Source organism: Pseudomonas extremorientalis (genome assembly GCF_001870465.1).
In the GTDB taxonomy this organism is placed as follows: domain Bacteria; phylum Pseudomonadota; class Gammaproteobacteria; order Pseudomonadales; family Pseudomonadaceae; genus Aquipseudomonas; species Aquipseudomonas extremorientalis.
In genome coordinates this window covers 730,599-750,285 of the sequence record NZ_MDGK01000015.1, presented here as the reverse complement: position 1 = coordinate 750,285, position 19,687 = coordinate 730,599, and the positions used below count along the sequence as shown (strand labels likewise).

The 19,687-nt window shown below is 52.0% G+C and carries 19 protein-coding genes; 4 read left to right on the top strand and 15 right to left on the bottom strand.

Annotated features, from left to right (window positions below):
• Positions 1 to 81 precede the first annotated feature (81 nt).
• The 3 genes from BFN10_RS07245 (at position 82) to BFN10_RS07235 (ending at position 3,129) form a co-directional block, all read left to right on the top strand.
• Positions 82 to 1,217 (top strand): IS3 family transposase gene (locus BFN10_RS07245; RefSeq protein ID WP_428842196.1). Its coding sequence is split into 2 segments (ribosomal slippage): positions 82 to 328 and positions 328 to 1,217, totalling 1,137 coding nucleotides; the frame shifts between segments, so codons are not numbered across the junction.
• 267 nt (positions 1,218 to 1,484) lie between these two features.
• Entirely contained in the window at positions 1,485 to 2,849 is a 1,365-nt protein-coding gene (gene eat, locus BFN10_RS07240) for an ethanolamine permease (protein WP_058424481.1), read from the top strand.
• Positions 2,850 to 2,961: 112 nt separating this feature from the next.
• Entirely contained in the window at positions 2,962 to 3,129 is a 168-nt protein-coding gene (locus BFN10_RS07235; protein WP_003172675.1) for a DUF2897 family protein, read from the top strand.
• Positions 3,130 to 3,136: 7 nt separating this feature from the next.
• Here the strand turns inward: BFN10_RS07235 and BFN10_RS07230 are convergent, their stop codons facing one another.
• Both BFN10_RS07230 and BFN10_RS07225 read right to left on the bottom strand, forming a co-directional pair.
• Positions 3,137 to 3,985 carry an urea carboxylase-associated family protein gene (locus BFN10_RS07230; protein WP_071489092.1) on the bottom strand — a complete coding sequence of 283 codons (849 nt, stop codon included), beginning with the start codon at positions 3,983 to 3,985 and terminating at the stop codon, positions 3,137 to 3,139.
• 15 nt (positions 3,986 to 4,000) lie between these two features.
• Entirely contained in the window at positions 4,001 to 4,645 is a 645-nt protein-coding gene (locus BFN10_RS07225; RefSeq protein ID WP_071489110.1) for a GntR family transcriptional regulator, read from the bottom strand.
• 121 nt (positions 4,646 to 4,766) lie between these two features.
• Here BFN10_RS07225 and BFN10_RS07220 point away from each other — a divergent pair, with 121 nt between their 5' ends.
• A complete protein-coding gene (locus BFN10_RS07220; RefSeq protein WP_071489091.1) occupies positions 4,767 to 5,345 on the top strand; it encodes a TetR/AcrR family transcriptional regulator in 579 nt (192 codons plus the stop codon).
• A gap of 19 nt (positions 5,346 to 5,364) precedes the next feature.
• On the opposite strand, the gene BFN10_RS07215 is transcribed toward BFN10_RS07220, so the two are convergent.
• The 13 genes from BFN10_RS07215 to BFN10_RS07155 form a co-directional block, all read right to left on the bottom strand.
• Complete coding sequence (locus BFN10_RS07215; RefSeq protein ID WP_071489090.1) at positions 5,365 to 5,697, bottom strand: ComEA family DNA-binding protein; 333 nt, start codon at positions 5,695 to 5,697, stop codon at positions 5,365 to 5,367.
• 110 nt (positions 5,698 to 5,807) lie between these two features.
• Positions 5,808 to 7,805: a polysaccharide biosynthesis protein gene (locus BFN10_RS07210; protein WP_162276417.1), complete on the bottom strand. Its 1,998-nt coding sequence runs from the start codon at positions 7,803 to 7,805 to the stop codon at positions 5,808 to 5,810.
• 62 nt (positions 7,806 to 7,867) lie between these two features.
• The gene (locus BFN10_RS07205; protein WP_071489088.1) at positions 7,868 to 8,890 is read right to left on the bottom strand and encodes an MraY family glycosyltransferase; all 1,023 of its coding nucleotides are present in this window, start codon (positions 8,888 to 8,890) and stop codon (positions 7,868 to 7,870) included.
• Between the two features lie 19 nt (positions 8,891 to 8,909).
• Positions 8,910 to 9,881: an NAD-dependent epimerase/dehydratase family protein gene (locus BFN10_RS07200; protein WP_071489087.1), complete on the bottom strand. Its 972-nt coding sequence runs from the start codon at positions 9,879 to 9,881 to the stop codon at positions 8,910 to 8,912.
• Positions 9,878 to 10,627 carry a glycosyltransferase family 2 protein gene (locus BFN10_RS07195; RefSeq protein WP_071489086.1) on the bottom strand — a complete coding sequence of 250 codons (750 nt, stop codon included), beginning with the start codon at positions 10,625 to 10,627 and terminating at the stop codon, positions 9,878 to 9,880. Before BFN10_RS07195 ends, BFN10_RS07200 begins: the two co-directional genes overlap by 4 nt.
• A 4-nt stretch (positions 10,628 to 10,631) precedes the next feature.
• Positions 10,632 to 12,047, bottom strand: coding sequence for a mannose-1-phosphate guanylyltransferase/mannose-6-phosphate isomerase (locus BFN10_RS07190; protein WP_071489085.1), 1,416 nt, complete (start codon positions 12,045 to 12,047; stop codon positions 10,632 to 10,634).
• A gap of 318 nt (positions 12,048 to 12,365) precedes the next feature.
• Entirely contained in the window at positions 12,366 to 13,340 is a 975-nt protein-coding gene (gene fcl / locus BFN10_RS07185) for a GDP-L-fucose synthase (protein WP_071489084.1), read from the bottom strand.
• A 3-nt stretch (positions 13,341 to 13,343) separates the two neighbouring features.
• Entirely contained in the window at positions 13,344 to 14,468 is a 1,125-nt protein-coding gene (gmd, locus tag BFN10_RS07180; protein WP_071489083.1) for a GDP-mannose 4,6-dehydratase, read from the bottom strand.
• A 28-nt stretch (positions 14,469 to 14,496) separates the two neighbouring features.
• Positions 14,497 to 15,453 carry a GDP-mannose 4,6-dehydratase gene (locus tag BFN10_RS07175; RefSeq protein WP_071489082.1) on the bottom strand — a complete coding sequence of 319 codons (957 nt, stop codon included), beginning with the start codon at positions 15,451 to 15,453 and terminating at the stop codon, positions 14,497 to 14,499.
• A gap of 3 nt (positions 15,454 to 15,456) precedes the next feature.
• The gene (locus BFN10_RS07170; protein WP_083351556.1) at positions 15,457 to 16,563 is read right to left on the bottom strand and encodes a glycosyltransferase family 4 protein; all 1,107 of its coding nucleotides are present in this window, start codon (positions 16,561 to 16,563) and stop codon (positions 15,457 to 15,459) included.
• Positions 16,564 to 16,617: 54 nt separating this feature from the next.
• Positions 16,618 to 17,835 (bottom strand): O-antigen polymerase, encoded by a 1,218-nt coding sequence (locus tag BFN10_RS07165; RefSeq protein WP_071489080.1) that lies wholly within the window; start codon positions 17,833 to 17,835, stop codon positions 16,618 to 16,620.
• Positions 17,832 to 18,680 (bottom strand): glycosyltransferase family 2 protein, encoded by an 849-nt coding sequence (locus BFN10_RS07160; protein WP_071489079.1) that lies wholly within the window; start codon positions 18,678 to 18,680, stop codon positions 17,832 to 17,834. The genes BFN10_RS07165 and BFN10_RS07160 overlap by 4 nt, the downstream gene beginning before the upstream one ends.
• A gap of 72 nt (positions 18,681 to 18,752) precedes the next feature.
• Positions 18,753 to 19,676 (bottom strand): glycosyltransferase family 2 protein, encoded by a 924-nt coding sequence (locus tag BFN10_RS07155; protein ID WP_231999484.1) that lies wholly within the window; start codon positions 19,674 to 19,676, stop codon positions 18,753 to 18,755.
• Positions 19,677 to 19,687 lie beyond the last annotated feature (11 nt).

The window sequence follows — 19,687 nt, the reverse complement described above, 5'->3', positions numbered from 1 at the left end:
GGGGGCAAGCTGAACTGGCCTAATGATTTTGGACACTTCAATCGGGCGCTATGATAGCGCCCAAATCTGAGGTGTTTGGATATGCGTAAATCTTATTCGAGTGAGTTCAAGCTCAAGGCTGCCAGCATGGTGCTGGATGAAGGTCAGCCGGTTACCGAGGTCTGTGCCAGCCTGGATATTGGTCCTACTGCTCTGCGCCGTTGGGTCGATCAAGTGCAAAAAGAACGCTTGGGCTCGACTCCGGTGGGAGCCAAGGCAATTACCGCTGATCAACGAGAGATCCAGAGACTCAAAGCCCTGCTCAGGGAGAAAGACCTGGACATTGAAATCTTAAAAAAGGCCAGTGCTCTCCTGCTTTTGGACGCCAAAGATCATTCACGCTGATCGATGAGCTGGACGAGCAGTACGGCGTTAAAAGGTGTTGCCGGGCGTTCGGGGTTAACCGCAGCAGCTTCTATGCCTGGCGCCAGCGCCAGGGCAGAGCAAATCCTGAGCGGGAAAAGCTCAAAGCCGCGCTGGTCAGGCACCACAAGGCGTCGAGAGAGTCGGCGGGCGCACGTACCTTGTCCAAGGAGCTGCAAGCCAAAGGACATCGTGTCGGACGTTACATGGCTCGCAATTTGATGCGCGAGGCTGGCATCGCTAGTCGTCAGCGCAGGCGCCATAAGTACAAGTCGCCGGGCGTGGAGGCCTTGGTGGCGCCGCATGTGCTCAAGCGGAAATTTGATGTGACGGCGGTTAATCAGGTGTGGTGTGGCGACGTAACGTACATCAAGGTCGGCAAGCGTTGGATGTACTTCGCCGCCGTTCTGGATCTGTACGCTCGCAGGATCGTAGGCTGGTCGTTCTCGATGATTTCGGATGCCAACCTGACCTGCGAGGCACTACGCATGGCAGTTGAGCTACGCGGCCATCCCGAGGATGTGTTGTTTCACTCTGACCAAGGTTGCCAGTACACCAGCCATAAATTCCGAAACGCGCTTGTGAAGCATGGGTTTAGGCAAAGTATGAGCCGTAAAGGCGAGTGCTGGGACAACGCCCCGATGGAGCGTTTCTTTGGTAGTTTGAAATCCGAGTGGGTTCCTGAAACGGGCTACAAACTGGAGCATGAGGCCCGGGCAGATGTGCAGCGCTATGTCTCGCGCTACAACATCAGCAGGCCTCACAGCTACAACGACTACCGGTCGCCGGTCGCGAAGGAAAGGTTGGCGGCATGAACCTTAATCGGTGTCCAAGATTACTTGACCAGTTCAAGCCCCCTCCCACACTTGGCCTGCGTACACCGGTCAACATGTGGGAGGGGGCTTGCCCCCGATGAGGCCCTGCCAGCCACCCCCGCACTTATCTGGTGCGACACCGGAAAATTTCAAACGCCAAACCATCCCCCAGACGACAGTTGCGCCGCTTTACGACACGGTTGTAAGGCATGGCATGTCCGCTGCAACACCTTGAATCATTCCAAACCGTTCAGGGAGCGCGTCACGATGAACACACAACTCAAACCCACCTTAGGCACTCTGCACTTATGGGGCATCGCCGTCGGGCTGGTGATATCCGGGGAGTACTTCGGCTGGAGCTATGGCTGGGGCGTCGCCGGGACCCTGGGCTTCCTGGTGACCTCATTGATGGTCGCCGCGATGTACACCTGTTTCATTTTCAGCTTCACCGAACTGACCACCGCGATTCCCCATGCGGGTGGTCCGTTTGCCTACAGCCGTCGCGCCTTTGGTGAGAAAGGCGGCTTGATCGCGGGGCTCGCGACCTTGATCGAATTCGTTTTCGCACCGCCCGCCATCGCCTTGGCCATCGGCGCCTACCTGAATGTGCAGTTCCCGGCGCTGGACCCCAAACACGCCGCCGTTGGTGCCTACATCGTGTTCATGGGCCTGAACATCCTCGGCGTCAAGCTCGCCGCCACCTTCGAACTGGTGGTGTGCGTGCTCGCCGTCGCTGAGTTGCTGGTGTTCATGGGCGTAGTGGCGCCCGCCTTCAGCTTCAGTAACTTTGCCCTCAATGGCTGGGCCGGTTCCGACACGTTCGGCGCACCGGCGATTGCCGGCATGTTTGCCGCAATTCCCTTCGCCATCTGGTTCTTCCTTGCCATCGAAGGCGCCGCCATGGCCGCCGAAGAAGCCAAAGATCCGAAGCGCACCATTCCAAAGGCCTACATCAGCGGCATCCTGACCCTGGTGATCCTGGCCATGGGCGTGATGTTCTTTGCCGGCGGCGTGGGTGACTGGCGCACCCTGTCCAACATCAACGACCCACTGCCACAAGCCATGAAAACCGTGGTCGGCGACAGCTCCGGCTGGTTGCACATGCTGGTGTGGATTGGCTTGTTCGGCCTGGTGGCCAGTTTCCACGGCATCATCCTCGGCTACTCGCGCCAGTTCTTCGCCCTGGCCCGAGCCGGTTACCTGCCGTCTTTCCTCGCCAAACTGTCGCGTTTTCAGACACCCCATCGCGCAATCATCGCTGGCGGCGTGGTCGGCATCGCGGCGATCTACAGCGACGGCCTGATCAACCTCGGCGGTATGACACTGACCGCAGCGATGATCACCATGGCGGTATTCGGCGCCATCGTGATGTACATCATGAGCATGCTCAGCCTGTTCAAACTGCGCAGGACCGAACCGCTGCTGGAACGCACCTTCCGCGCGCCGGGTTACCCCATCGTGCCGGGCATTGCCCTGGTGCTGGCGGTGGTGTGCCTGGTGGCCATGGCTTGGTTCAACGCGCTGATCGGGCTTATCTTCCTGGGCTTTATGGTGGTGGGGTTCGCCTACTTCCAGATGACTGCGCAAGACCGTGCCGATGCACCGGCGGATGCGATGTTGACCGGGCTCTGATCTACTGCGAGGCAGAACGGGCCTACACTGAACTAGTAAGAAAGCCCGTCACTCAAAGCAGTTATTACCGTGGGAAAACTCTCCCGCGGCAATCTGCCTCAAGGAGAGCCTTATGCCGTGGTATGCGTGGTTGATTATGGTAGTTGCGATCGGGTCGATCGTCGGTGGACTGATGATGCTGCGTGACAGCGCCAACAAAGTGGAACTCACCGACGAACAACGCAAGCGCGTGGCCGAGCGCAACGCCCAGGCGGATGCCAAGGATGCGCAGGACCGCTGAGCCTTGGCTACTCCCAATCCGCCTTGGCAATATGCAACCCGTGCTGCCCCTTGTAGGCAGCACGTTCCGGCTGGCTCCAGCCATTGAGCAACGCATCCTCCAACGTGTAGATCTCAACCCCCAACGGACGGCATACCGTCAGCGGGTCCTGCGCCTCCGGCCCCCACATCGGCAGCGACAAATCCCCACCGGGGCACGTCGACAGCGCGCATAGCAAATCAATCTCGGCAAAGAACTCCAGGTAGTCGCCCTTCTGCGCGGGGCAGGCCTTCATGAAGTACATGTCGTCGTGATTTAGACCGGTGCACTGGAAAATATTCAGCACGTCATGCACGTCGAATTCCGTCAGACCGTGAGGCAACACCGCGCGTGTCAGGTTGGAGTGGCAATGGTGATGGAAATCCTCACCGGTCAGCATCCGATTCACATAGGGATCACAACGTGTGCCAAGCAAATCATGCAGCCGCCCGCCGTGCTCATCAATGCCGTAGCTGGCCAGGCTGTCATCGGTGATCGTCACCAAAGGCCGCAGGAATGGCAGGTTCGACCACAAGCGGTCATGGGTGCTGACATGGGCGCCCTGCAACTGCCGGGTGCGAGCCGCCCACAGGCGCTCACGGGGGTCATTGGCATTCCATACGTTGAAATCACCCACCTGCGGGCCAACCGGCGTGGTCACACGGAACACATGCCCGGCGGGCACCTTCCACGCCCTGCCCGTACGAATCGGCACCTCAAACTGCTCGATCAGCGTGCGCTGGTCTTTTCGATCACGGATGCGCTCGTAAAACGCTGTGTCGACCTGCAACGCCGAACCTTTACTGACCTGATAAGCGGCCGGATAGTCTTTGTACATGGGGCGGATCCTCGATCAGGGGTGGTTAAACAAGGCCAGGGACAAGCGTTCCGAATCATCCAGGTAGAGGCTCATCGCCTCCCCCGCCGCCGGTTTATCCTGCCGGACCAATAACGTGTAGATCTCACGATCACGCTCCAGCCACGGCGACTGGAAGCGCCGCTCATCGGGCGCGGCGCAGAACACCAGCCGCAGCTGGGCGATGACCTGGGCAAAAAACTCATCGAACAACGGGCTGCGCATCAACCCGACGATGTGCTGGTGAAACACCAGGCTGTGGGTGGCGACCGCACGCCAGTCTTCGCGCTCGCGGGCCAGGGTGGTGGCATCGATGGCGTTCTGCATGCGCCTGGATTGATCCTCTGTCAGACGGCCGCTCTGGGCGATGGCCTGCAGCTCCAGGGTGCGGCGCACGACAAATAAATCCCGCACTTCCTCGCGCGCGACCCGCCGGACCATCACGCCTTTATTGCGCACATAACGGGTCAACCCTTCTTGCCCAAGGCGGTGCAACGCTTCACGGATCGTATTGCGCGATGCGTTGTAGGCGTTGACCAGTTCCACTTCGACTAATGGCATGCCTGGCAGCAATCGCCCGCCGATGATGTCGGCGCGGAGCTCCAGGGCAATCTGGTCGGCTAGAGACAAACTGAGTGTCATGGTTACCTTCACGATTGTTGAACAATCCTTGACGGGCAGGTAATCACTTTCCATGCCAACGTGTCAGCGTGTAAAAAGATTCAAGTCGGTTAAAATGCCAGCCTGTCACTGAGGCCCACCTATGCGTTACTCATCCGACCACAAAGCCAAGACCCACCAACGCATCATCAAGGAAGCCTCGGTACGCTTTCGTCGCGACGGGATCGGCGCGACCGGCTTGCAGCCTTTGATGAAAGCCCTGGACTTGACCCATGGCGGTTTCTACGCGCACTTCAAATCCAAGGACGAACTGGTGGAAAAGGCGCTGCAAGCCGCAGCTGCCGAGCTGGATGCGCATTGCGAGATATTGTTCAGCCAGGACCGGCCGCTGGAAGCATTCATTGATAGTTACCTGTCTGAATGGCACCTGATCTCGCCGGCTGAAGGCTGCCCATTGCCGACCATGTCTTCCGAGTTGGGGCTGAGAGGCCAACACAGCGCGACTACAGATGCTGTGCTCGGCGCAAGGCTTCAGCAGATTGAGACAGCGCTGGGGGATGGACAACGTGATGCACAAAGCCTGGTGATGATGTCGACACTGGTGGGTGCCCTTGTGCTGGCTCGAAGTGTCCAAGACTCGGCAATGGCGATGCGCATCATGGGTGTGGTGCGGGGAAGCTTGAAAACCCAGGTTTCACAAGATGAAAAAGCCGGCCAATGACCGGCCTCCCCTCATTGGATTAGTTGATGACAAGCCTATCGCGATTCTTTTCCAGCAGAGCCTTGCCGATCCCCTTAACTTCCAGCAACTCATCCACCGCAGTGAATGGACCATTGCTTTCACGATAGGCAACGATTGCTTTGGCTTTGGAGGCACCGATGCCGAAAAGGTCACGACGAAGGGTTTCGGCGTCAGCGGCATTCAGATTGACCTTGGCGGACTGCTCGTTTTTGGACATCTGCGCTGAGATGGGGGTTGGAGCTCCGGGTTTTACGGAAGGGGCTGCGGTGGTTGTTACGGATAGAGTAGCGAGGAAGGCGAAGACCAGGGAGGTGATGTAGGTGTTTTGCATTGTGACGCTCCATGACATTGATAAAAGAAAAGCAGCTTTTCCAAAGCTGCTTTTCTAACTTAGGCGATGTTGGACATTCGTCAAAAATGCTTGAGTAACAGAGTGTTAAATCACGGCTCGAGGCGGCGTTGTTGGTAGATCCAGTCGACGATTTCGCCATCGGGGGAGTAGCCGCTGACGGTGTCGCGCAAGAGTTGGCGGACACGAGTGTAGTCGTCCTCCTCTACCGCAGCCAATAGTTCCGTCAGTTTGGCTTTAAGTGCTTCCCAAGACAGGTGGTCTTCATTTGCACTCATAATCATTGGATGCCTGGTGGCAACTACGTTGTCGCCAATGAGTAACTCTTCGTAAAGTTTCTCGCCGGGACGCAGCCCAGTAAACTCAATCGCAATATCACCATGAAGATTTTTTTCGGAGCGCACACTCAGACCCGACAGGTGGATCATTTTCTCCGCAAGTTCCACGATTTTTACCGGCTCGCCCATATCCAACACAAACACATCGCCGCCTAGCCCCATAGACCCGGCCTGGATCACGAGTTGTGCTGCCTCAGGGATAGTCATAAAGTAACGCGTGATCTTGGGATGTGTGACAGTCAACGGACCGCCGGATTTGATCTGCTTGTGAAACAGCGGGATAACAGAACCGGACGACCCAAGCACATTCCCGAACCGAACCATAGTGAAGCGCGTTTTATTAACGCGTGAAATATTGGACCTATCACCAAATAGTACGGGGGCCAATTCACGACTGAGTGCCTGCAGCGTCAGTTCTGCCAAGCGTTTGGTGCTACCCATTACGTTGGTTGGGCGGACAGCTTTATCGGTTGAAATCAGAACAAAGTTAGCAACGCCTGCCTGCAGTGCAGCCTGGGCAGTGTTGAGTGTGCCTATTACGTTATTCAATACACCTTCGGCAATATTATGCTCAACCATCGGTACATGTTTATAGGCCGCCGCATGATAAACAGTGTCCACGTGCCAAGTCTTCATGACGTCCAGCAACTTTGGCTGATTACGCACAGAACCTAAAATAGGCAAGATTTTGACTGACAACGACTCACGCGCAACCCGTTGTTCCAGCTCCGACAGGATACTGTAGAGATTAAATTCGCTGTGTTCAAACAGCAACAATGTCGTCGGCTTAAGGGTCAATATCTGTCGACACAATTCAGATCCGATTGAGCCGCCGGCGCCGGTGACCAAAACACTCTGCCCCTTGATGCAATGTTCCAGCAAATCCTCTTGGGCAGGAACTGCGTCACGGCCAAGCAGATCGGCGATATCAACTTCCTGGATATCGTCTACCTTGACTCGACCACTGGCCAGGTCCATGAAACCTGGGACGCTTCGTACGTGAAGCGGAAACCCCTCGAGAAACCCTAGAATTTCGCGGCGTCGACCACGATTTGAAGAGGGGATCGCCAGCAAGATTTCCTCCGCCCCGGTCGCGTCGATCATGCGCTGAATATGCTTTGGCTTGTAGACCTGCAGGCCCGAAATGACGCGATCACTGATGCTTACATCGTCATCAATGAACGCTACCGGTCGCATCACCCGTCCCATCCGCAGAGCCGCTACCAACTGATTACCCGCGGCACCTGCTCCATAGATAGCCACTTTAGGCAACCCATTGTCGCGACTCGTGAACGGCACATGTTGTGCCGCGGTGAACCAGTCGCCCAAAAAGTACTGGCGCATCGCCAAGCGAAGTCCGCCTATAGTGATAAGGCTAAGCCACCAATAGTTGAAAATGATTGAACGCGGCACCACGTTCTGATGATTGCTATACCAGTAAACAGCAACTGCCAAAATCAAAGATGAAAGGCTTACAGCCTTGACAATGGCGATCAGTGCATCGTTACCAAAATAACGCATGACCGCCCGATACATACCAAAACGAACAAACAAGGGAATTGCAATCAGGGGCGCAGAAATAAAGAGCCAGAGATGCATGCGGATTGGGTTGATCATTTCATCGATACCCAAACGCACAACGAATGCCATCCAGAGCGCAAGCCATACCAACACGACGTCAGTGAGAACCTGAAGGGAGCGTTTATATCGGCGAGGTAGGCCCAACAAATAGGTCCGTAACATATCCATAATTACCTCCGAACGGTTCAAGCATCAAAAAACAACGTTAATACGACATATCCTCCGGAGACCTGCTACCCGGCTTGACTTTTCTCAACTGCACCCGCTTGGAACTTCCAAGCCAATATCGCTAAAGGGATATATGCAATTATCACACCCAAAAAACCGTCCAATCCAAATAGCCCAACGCACAACGCCAATGGCAGAAGCCAAACTACGTTCACAAGCCCCACTGTCAAGGTCACAGGCAAATGACGGCCAAACCGTCGTGACGCATATTGGTAGGCATGGCTACGGTGTGCTTCATAGACTTTATCTCCACGAACCAAGCGTCTGATAAGTGTGAAGGTCGCATCCACGACAAAAACCCCCATCAGGATCAGCCAGACCCATACAAGAGAAGGAGACGTCCAGGCAGCTTGCAAGGATAAAATTCCCAAGGTAACCCCCAGGAAACCACTGCCAGCGTCCCCCATGAAAATCTTCGCAGGGGGAAAGTTCCAATACAAAAAGCCCGCTACCGTAAATGACAGCAGTAATGGCGCCCATGCTAATGCACCGAAACCCATCAATGCATAAATCAGAGACGCACTTAGGCAAACGCAGAGAGCCTCGACACTGGCCAAGCCATCGATCCCATCCATAAAGTTATAAAGATTGAGCATCCATACCAAGTAGAACAGAGACAGCACACCCCCAACCCAGCCCATATCAACCACGGCGCCGAATAGCGTCAGTGGAGGAATTCCACCCAGCCAAAAAAGTGCCCATGCCGCAGCAATGAAATGGCCAAGCAGCCGCCATCGAGCAGCGATATGGCCGTGGTCATCCAGGAACCCCAACACCGCGATGCCGGCACCGGCGCCTAGCAACCCCCAGGTAGATGCCCAAGGTAAAAGCGAAAATATCGAAAGCACAGGCAACAATAGTAAGAAACTCAGTACGATCGCCACCCCTCCTCCGCGGGGGGTTGGAATCGTATGAGAACTACGGGCATTGGGTATGTCTATCAGGCTTTTGGAAAGCGCATAGCGTCGTAGAGCACTCGTTAGCAAAAGAGAAATGCCACCAGCAATAACAAAAAAAATCCAAACCATTACATACCACTCCAACGCTTCACGAACCGACGACTTTGTTACTGAACGCTTGCCCTGCCTTGATCATTGCTGTTTCAGCCGGAACAGGTGGCACCCAACCGAGCAGTTGCCTGGCTTTGGATGAATCTATCTGCAACGAGCCACACAGTTGGGTATAGAGTCCCGGCTTACCCAATAGTTTTGAAGACACTCTCAACAGGCCCACAGGCAAAGGGATCAACCGCACTTTTCGACCCATGCCCTTGGCCAAAAGATCGATTATCTGTGCAGTGGAGAAATTAACCCCATCGGAAGCCAAAAACACCTGATTCGCTGCCGCAGGGTGATCCACACAAACACTGATGAGGTCAACCAGGTTTTCCAGAGCAATCATGCTTCTACTGTTTTTCACTCGCCCAAAAGGCAAGGGAATGCCCGAATGAACAAGCTTGAGCAGGCGACGAAAGTTCCCTGGAGCATGAGCCGCATACACCAAGGGCGGTCGAATAATGACAATTTCCATTTCCGTGGTTTTGGAAAGTTGCATCAAACCCGTTTCTGCTTCCAGTTTTGAAACTGCGTAATCCGCATGTGGCGAAGGGACAGAAGTTTCTGAGAAAGGCTGTTCGGTGGTAAGTGCACCATTCACACCGATTGAGCTGATAAAAACGAATCGCTGTACACCCTGTGCGGCCGCTTGCCTTGCCAAATTAAGGGTAGCCTCGGTATTGGATTCGCGGAACAGCGCCAGCGCATTGCTCTCCTGCGACATGACGTGAGCACGCCCGGCTAGATGAACGACACAATCGACACCAGCCAGTGCGTCGTGCCACACCGTATCGGCACCAAATCCCCCTAGGTTGAATACCTGGCAACACGTTCCAATATCCGCGTGATCAGATCGGGACCCGACGACAATCGAACGACGCCCCTCCTCTAGCCAAAGGCCCAAGAGCCGCGAACCGACAAAGCCGGTCGCCCCTGTAAGTAGAACCTTATTCACGGACTTCATTTAAAAAAGTAGCTGGCAACTTTGAAAGGGATTTTCATGGCGATCATGAAAATGTTGGTATAGATGCCGTTCTCTCTACAGGCTCTGACAATTTCCATGTTTTGGTGTACTTTCCACCAAAACCCTGTCGTGCTAATTCCGCCCTGACGCATTTTGACCATATTGGAATCATGCCTGGCAATCTTGATACCCTGTGTGATAAAGCGCGCCATAAGCTCAAAGTCCGCCGAGACTCGATAGCCCAGTTTATAGTAGCCAAACCGCTCGAACAGGCTGCGACGTGCGTAAAAGGTAGGGTGAGGAATCATGAAGCCAAAACGAATTTTCCAAGCGGAGAACCCAGAAGACGAATATTTGCGCGTTATAACTTCCGTATTGCCTCGCTCGACAAACACTAAGTTTGCATACGAGGCGTCACAGTCAGGGTTGGCTTGCAAGAAACTTACTAGTTCCTCAATGGTTGAATTGTTTGAAAACACATCATCCGAGTTGAGAATGCCGACGTAGTCGCCTGTCGCGCATTTGATACCCTTATTCATCGCATCATAAATACCCTTATCCGGCTCGCTCAGTACAGTCGATAGGCGATCTTTGTATTCGGAGACAATGGCCAATGTCGAGTCCTTTGAAGCCCCATCAATCACGATGTATTCAATGTCTTCATAGGTTTGCGAAAGAACAGACTCCAACGTGTCACGGATAGTCGACGCGCTATTATAGCAAACGGTGATAATTGAAATTTTCACACTATCAACCCTTTACTCGACCGTAGATATCTTCGAAACGAATGATATCGTCCTCTCCAAGATAAGAACCCGACTGTACTTCGATCAGTTCGAGCGGGATCATCCCCGGATTCTCCAGTGCATGAACCTGACCAATAGGGATATAAGTCGATTGGTTTTCAGTCACCAGGTAGGTTTTTTCACCGTTGGTCACACGAGCAGTGCCGCTCACCACAATCCAGTGTTCTGCGCGGTGATGATGCATCTGCACCGAGAGTTTCTCACCGGGTTTCACGGTGATTCGCTTGACCTGGTAACGCTCGCCGCTATCGATCGAGTCGTACATCCCCCATGGCCGATAGACCTCACGGTGGTTAGCGTGTTCTTGACGCTTACAACTCTTGAGCTGATCGACAATTTTTTTCACGTGCTGCACTTGGTCCTTGTGCGCGACCAGTACAGCATCTTTGGTCTCGACAATAATCAGATCAGCCACACCAACGGTTGTGACCAGACGATGTGTCGCGTGAACATAACTGCCAGAGGTGTTTTCAGAAAGCACATCGCCCTTGAACAAATTCCCTTCCGCGTTTTTTTCACCTGCCTCCCACAGCGCCGACCACGATCCAATATCACTCCATCCAGCGCTCAGAGGAACCATGACAGCGTCCGACGTTTTCTCCATGACAGCATAGTCGATGGAGTCATCAGGACTGGTCGCGAATACTGCCTTATCGACACGAGTGAAATGCATATCCTGCTGACCGCCGGCTAGAGCTTCACGGCACACCGAGACAATTTTCGGCTGAAACTGCTCCAACTCCTGAAGGTAGCGGCTCGCACGGAACATAAACATGCCACTGTTCCAAAAGTAACTGCCTTCAGACAAATACTGCTGTGCCGTTTCAAGGTCTGGCTTTTCAACGAAGCGGCTGACTTCGAAACCACCGTCTCCTACCGGCGACCCCATTTGGAGATAACCGTAGCCAGTTTCAGGATGCGTTGGAGTAATTGCGAATGTCACCAACTTACCGGCCTCAGCGAGTACCTGCGCCTTGGCGATGCTTTGGTGAAACGCATCAATATCCTGGATCAAGTGGTCGGCGGCCAGAACCAGCAGGATGGGGTCGTCATGCTCGGTGAGCGCCTGCAATGCAGCCAGGGCAATAGCTGGAGCCGTGTTACGTCCTACCGGTTCGAGGATAATGTTGGCCTCTTCCAGACCTAATTGCCGAAGCTGTTCTGCCGCCAGGAAACGATGGTTTTCATTACAGATCAAGCGAGGGACGGCATGCTCAAGTCCGTCAAGACGCCTAATGGTGGCCTGTAGCATCGTCAGGTCCGCATCGATCAACGGCAGAAACTGCTTTGGGTTCAACTGACGGGATAAAGGCCAAAGGCGAGTGCCTGAGCCGCCCGCCATGATTACCGGAAGAAACATTCAATCATCCTTTGATTCGTACTTGATCAACGCAGCGAAATACTCGCAAGTGGAGTTGACTCGATGCCGTGACGTTTATAGAGGTTGCCTGGCACTCATCATACGCTGGCTGATGAGCCACTGACATCAATCCAACACGCTGACTTGACGTTGGCACAATGGGAGTTGGCACAAAATCACGCTGGACGTCAAAAAGCGAAGACGAAGACTCGGGGTCGCGTCCTGCTGATCGAGCCACCAAATCGAGGCATTACAAAATTGGAAATTCAAGATTGATTCATACAACGCCTGCTATGGGCAAGCGTTGTCCGGAAGCAATCAGTTTCGCGCGCCCAAGCGGTTTTCGACAAACCATTGATAGGCGTCTCTCAAACCCTCCTCGAGCGGGATGCTCGCCTGCCAACCCATGGATTTGAGTCGAGAAACATCCATAAGCTTGCGGGGCGTGCCATCCGGCTTGGTCGCATCAAACGTCAAGATTCCCTTGAAGCCCGTCACCTTGGCGATGGTCTCCGCCAGTTCACGGATCGTACAGTCGATCCCTGTACCGACGTTGATATGCGATAGCATTGGTTGGGTATTCGAGCGATACACCTCACCATCAAGCTCCATCACATGAACGCTGGCCGCGGCCATGTCGTCAACGTGCAAGAACTCACGCATCGGCTTGCCACTTCCCCAGATCGCAACTTCTTCCACGGCATTCTCTACTGCATCGTGGAATCGACGCAGCAGTGCCGGAATGACATGGCTGTTATCCGGATGATAGTTATCGTGCGGACCGTACAAGTTCGTCGGCATAACGCTGCGATAATCACGACCATGCTGACGGTTGTAACTCTCACACAGTTTGATCCCGGCAATCTTGGCAATCGCATAGGGTTCATTGGTCGCTTCAAGCGTTCCCGTAAGCAGCGCCTGCTCAGTCATTGGTTGTTCGGCGAGCTTGGGATAGATACACGAAGAGCCCAGGAACAGAAGCTTTTGTACCCCCGTGCGATGCGCCGCTTCAATCAGGTTTGCCTGAATCATCAGGTTGTCGTAAATGAAGTCCGCAGGGTAGGTGCTGTTGGCATGAATGCCCCCCACGCGCGCAGCAGCCAGATACACCTGATCTATCTTGCGCTCATCAAAATAGGCTCTCACCGCACTCTGATCGAGCAGATTCAGGTGTTCGCGCCCAAGAGTCAGAATTTTCGTATAACCCAAGGCCGACAGGCGCCGCACGATAGCCGAACCGACCATTCCTCGATAACCCACAACCAATACCACTTCGTTGAAATTACGAGCCACTGATCAGTTCTCCGTTGCAACAGGAACCTCATGGCCATGCTGCTTGAGAAGGGCATGACGCTGCGCCACTTTCAAGTCTTCACGCACCATCTCGGCACACATTTCCTGGACGGTAATTTCCGGCGTCCAGCCCAGCTTGGTTTTAGCTTTTGTCGGATCGCCCAGCAAAGTTTCAACTTCAGCAGGACGGAAGTAACGCGGGTCAACACGGACCACTACATCACCCACGCTCAGCGCTGGAGCCCTATCGCCGTCAATCGCCTCGACTATGGCGACTTCGTCAACGCCGGCACCTTCGAAACGCAACTTGATGCCCAACTCGGCAGCAGACCAACTCACGAATTCCCGGACGGAGTACTGAACACCTGTGGCGATCACAAAATCTTCAGGCTGGTCCTGTTGCAACATCATCCACTGCATACGGACGTAGTCTTTGGCATGGCCCCAGTCACGCAGCGCATCCATATTGCCAAGGAACACGCATTTCTCCAGACCTTGAGAGATATTTGCCAGCGCACGGGTAATCTTGCGCGTTACGAACGTTTCGCCTCGACGCGGGGACTCATGGTTGAACAAAATACCGTTACACGCATACATGCCATAAGCCTCACGGTAATTGACCGTGATCCAGTAGGCGTACATTTTCGCTACGGCGTAAGGAGAGCGAGGGTAAAACGGTGTGGTTTCTTTCTGGGGGATTTCTTGCACTAGACCGTAAAGCTCGGAGGTCGAGGCTTGATAGAACTTGGTTTTTTTCTCAAGGCCGAGCAGGCGGATGGCCTCGAGGATACGCAGGGTACCCATAGCATCGACGTCGGCGGTGTACTCAGGAGACTCGAAGCTCACGGCAACGTGCGACTGCGCTCCTAGATTGTATACTTCGTCTGGCTGTACTTCTTGAATGATACGAGTAAGGTTTGAAGAGTCAGTCAGATCCCCGTAGTGCAGGACGAATCTCTGGTTGTCGACATGCGGGTCTTGATAGATGTGGTCCACACGCTGGGTGTTAAAGGAGGAAGCGCGACGTTTGATGCCATGGACTTCATAACCTTTTTCAAGCAGGAACTCGGCAAGATAGGAACCGTCCTGGCCTGTAATCCCCGTGATAAGCGCTTTTTTAACCGACATAATATTTTCCTTTTAAATAAACCAGTTTCTAGCCCAGCATGCGCTTGACAACATCTGCAACTTTATAGCGCGCTTTCCATCCTAACTGCCTTTCCGCCTTGGACGGATCTGCGCGACTGACCAACAAATCGGTAGGGCGCAAGAATTCAGCATCCACCACAACGTGATCTTTCCAATCGAGATCCAGACAAAGAAATACCTCTGCGACAAAGTCCTGCAGCGTTACCGTGGTACCCGTTGCAATAACGTAGTCTTCGGGAACATCCTGCTGGAGCATAAGCCACATAGCCTCGACATACTCTGGCGCCCAGCCCCAATCACGAGAGATATCCAACCGACCCAGCTTCAATTTTTCCATCGACCCGCTAGCGATACGACGGGCCGTACTGATGATCTTTTGGGTTACAAACCGAGTAGGCCTCAACGGTGATTCGTGGTTGAACAGAATCCCTGTACAGGCGTACAAGTTGTAGGCCGTCCGATAATTCTCCACTAACCAGTACGCCGATGCCTTCGCAACTGCATACGGGCTGGAAGGCTTGAGCGCCGTCGCCTCGTTAGCCGCTTCGCCAAGCGTATCGCCGAAACACTCGCTTGAGCCTGCCTGGTATAATCTGACAGGACGCTCAGCCATTCGGCAGGCCTCCAACATATTCAGCGTGCCCAGCGTGATGCTTTGAATCGTTTCCGCCGGCTGCTCAAAAGACAAGCCAACGGAAGATTGGCCAGCCAGATAGTAGACTTCGTCTGGATCACTTTTCCGTAATGCCATAAAAACGCTACGGAAATCCTCGGGCACCATTGACAATGTTTTTATTTGCCCGGGCTGAATTCCCAAGCGAGCCCAATTGCTAAAGGAGGCACCTTGGGCATCCCTCGAACTGGCCCAGACAACATAGCCCTTGCCCAACAAAAATTTGGCCAGATAGGACCCATCTTGCCCACTTGCGCCGCAAATCAATGCGACTTTTTGGTCACGGTCCAATACTCACCTCATCACTTGAGTGTAAACATCCATTGTTTTCTCGGCGCAGGAAGCCCACGAAAATTTTCGCAGACGATTATAACCAGCAATGACCATCGATTGCCTGAGAGACGACGAGAATACTACTTTTTCCATCGCGCAAGACATCTCTTCAATGGAGTGCGGATCAAAATAACAGCCAGCCTCTCCAACCACTTCGGGCATTGAGCTGGAACGACTGACGATAACGGGGCAACCTTTGGCCATAGCCTCCAGAGGTGGCAGACCAAAACCTTCATACATAGAGGGATAAACAAAGGCCGTGGCCTGACTGTAGAGGTCGCCAAGGACTTTGTCGCTGCCGCCTTGATAACTAACACGATCCTCAGACAACCCCAAACTATGAATGAATTCTTTCTCAGCGGCCGTAAAGGCTCCACCGCCAAAACAGGCGACGTCGTAATCTGCACTTAAAGCAGGCGACCGAGCGAATGCCCGTAAAAAACCATGGAAATTCTTGTAGCCCGCCCGGTTACCCACGAACAGCAAATAAGGACGCCGAGTAAAAATAGGGCTGTCACTTTTGACACTGACGTCGGCGAATGTATCAAACCCTAGATAAACCACCGAAACCTTAGACTCATCGACACCGAATGCCATAATCAAATCATTACGGGTGCTTTCTGAAATGCAAATGACGTGATCAGCTCGCTCAACAGCGGCGCGCTTGCGAACACTGATATTGCCCCACTTCGAAAACTCCTCAGGAAATTTTTCGTGCACCATGTCATATACCGTCAACACCGTTGGGCAAGAACGACGAGGTGTACTGAACATAGAAAAGTAGGTTTCGTGAAGCACGTCCGGTGTCCAAGCCTTGGCTCGACTATTTGACACCAGATGATTCAATGGAAGAGTCAGGCGCATCAGTTTCGAGTTTTTACTCGCAACGCGTTTACCGTCCACTATTCCAGGTGATGCGCTGGATAGATACTCATTGCAATGAAAGGGTGCAAATATTTTCGGCGACTGCCCCATGGAGCGGAGTTGCTCCGCTAGGCTGACATAGTAGCGTGATATGCCACCAAATGCCTGGAGACTGAATATCTGGTAATCAAAACCAACCTTCATAATAACCCCTTAACCTTCAAACTTTGGATCGACCCCCAAGTATAGCCATAAAGCTCAGAGCCGGCGAAATACATTAAACCGTGAGAAAAACACCACCAAGGCAAAATATGCCAAGTAAACCAGTGTAAAGAACTCATTGAAATACATATTGATAGAAGACGTAAATATCGCATACACCCAATATGACGAAAAAAAATACAACACCAAGGAGCGCCCCACTACAATCTGCCTAGATACAAAACCCAACAAAAAGGTATACAAAAATCCAAAACAGCCATAATCCATAAACACCTCAAGATAATAGCCATAGGTATTGAATCCACCCGCAGAGGGAGGCTGCAATTCAAAAAGCGAGGCGTAGTAATCCTTAGCTTGAAAAAGATTAAAAAAAGGCTTCACAAACGTGTGTAGGCCGTATCCAAAACCCTGATCATAATAATTAAATACCGCATGAACATTTTCGAGCGGAGTTGTGAAATACAAATAAATCCAGGCAAACGGCAACGACCAACCTGGCCATTCGTTGAGTAATCCAATCTCGAAGAGTGCGTTAGCGTCTGACGACGTTCGCATCGTGCCAAAAATAGTAATAATCGTTAATCCAGAAACTACTGCCAACATTAGTTTTTTCCAGCGAAACAAAATATTCCGCTCTTTCACTATTATAAATACCGCCATAAACAGTTGCGTCATGAGTACAGCGCGTGCCAATGTTGCCATCTGGGCAATCGCGATAATAGCAACGAAGGTATAACATAGGAATCGGCGATATCTATAACGCTCAGCAACAAACACGAACACCGTACTCACGGCGATGCCACAAACCACCAAATAATGAACAAACGTCTGTGGAAAATTATAATACGCCGTCAGCTTATCGGCTGCCAATATAGGCGGAATCCAACCGGCCCTTGCCAATTCATAAAGAAAGGCGGCAAGAAAAAAAGCAAATCCCACAACATTAATCAAAAACATGCCCCTGCCATCACGCGGAAAACTAAACTCCATAGAGTTTTTGGCGAAAACTACATAATGTATAGCAAATCCGAATACAAAGCCTAACAGATAGGAGAGTAGCAACACCAGTTCCCACCAGTGCATTGGGCTCAACAAACCAGACTGATACGTAAAATATAGGGTTAAGGAGCTCAAATGAACATTTACAAAAACAAATACAACATCAAATTTTTTAAAAAGATAAAAAACATTAAAGACAACAATCAACAGTAGCAATAGGGCACTGACATAAAAGCCCGAATCATGATCTATCATTTTGCTCTCTTAATCCAATCAACCAGACGCGCAGGCAGAACTGACTTTAGGGAATCAGCACCTCGAATATACAAACCTTGGCAGTACATCCAGACCTTGTCCACGTTAGTTAACTTTAAATGAGAACTCAGAATGTCCACGCGCTGGTAATGACTCTGCAGACGTTTCACATCAGACACCCCCCCTGCGCTAATACTGCTCACCACAAGTTCAACATACTCAAAGCGAAAGTTTTTCACCCACGAAGCGATGACAAAATTATAATCCGCAGCAGTACGATATGACGAATCAAGGCCAAACGCCAAGAGCACTGAGCGCTTGGCAAACAAGGACTGATGGCTGAACTGCATTCCATGCTTTAATCGCTCAATGGCGCCAGCTCGCCGAATTTTCTTAAATCCGCCGTAATCGACTTCCACATCGCCATATATCAGTTCCGACGAACAATGCTGATTATTAAAAAAAATATCTCCAATCACGTTTTCATTAAAAAAAACGTCACCCGAGTTCATGAAGTTTATCCACTCACCCGTTGAGCAATCAATACCCTTATTCATTGCATCATATATACCACTATCACTCTCGCTCAGCCAATAGTCAACTGATTGACAACATTCAATTATCTGTAGTGTTCCATCAGCACTTCGACCATCAATGATAATGTGTTCTATATTCCCATACGTCTGAGAGGCCACACTATCAATCGTGCGTTGCAGGTGAGCTACATCATTATAGACGACCGTGATCACCGTAATTCGTGCAGCATTCTCCAAAATCCAAGGGTTACCCCCTACCAGCCGACGCCCACCTTCCAGACGTTCGAAACCAGGCACAGTAGCGCTCATTACAACTCCTCCGAAAACGATCTATCTAGCCCTACTGCCACTGCCATACCTGCATTAGCACCGAGTGTTAAGTCACCTGATAAAACGTACCACGACCTTCCGAGCAAACACCGTCAGCAAAGAGACAATATTTACGCCAGATTGTTTGCATGATACATAAAAATCAGAAACGCTCGAAAGGCCATAATTTTTTGCCCCCGGATATTTTTTCAAATCAAAAAATATATTCGCATTGAGCAAGCCCATCAAATCAGGACGATACGTTTCAGCGAAATAACCTCGGGCGAGATTGTAGTGCAGCGGCAGTTTCCCATCGGTTGAGGCCAGACTAATTGAACCGGAGTGAGCTCGGAAATACGATAGAGTCTCGGAGACATGCGCAAACTTTTTATATTGGTGCGCGGTCAACAAAAACAATAAAAGATCATTGCCGATAGCGTGCATCGAAAAGTCACTTTTGACAGCATTTGGAACGTGAAGCATCAGATTCTTCTTTACGTCCTTCAGGTAAAAAATGGCGCATCCGGGAGACAACGGATAGCCTTTCCCTTTGAAATCCCCCTGAATATAACGCTCCGAATCATAGACTCCAGATGCTCCATTGACGTATGAAAGAACACCCTCGCCCGGCTGCCGAGTGAATATCTTAGTCGCGGTATAAACAAAACCGACTTCAGGATCGTCAAAGTAGGGAAGTGTTTTAGCCAAAAACTCAGGCGCGATCAGATCATCGGACCACAATATTTTCGCAAATGTACCTTTCGCCTCTTCAACACATCGCAACCAATTACGTACCGGGCCCAAATTTGACGCATTTCGAAAAGGTCGAATACGTGAATCCGTATCAGCATAATCGCAGATTACAGCCCAGGTATCATCGGTGCTTGCATTATCGACAACAATGACTTCTACGTGCTCATAGGTCTGAGCCAATGCAGAACTCAAGGTGTCTGCAATAATATCTGCCCGGTTGTAGACCGGAATCAAAATACTCACCAACCGTTCCG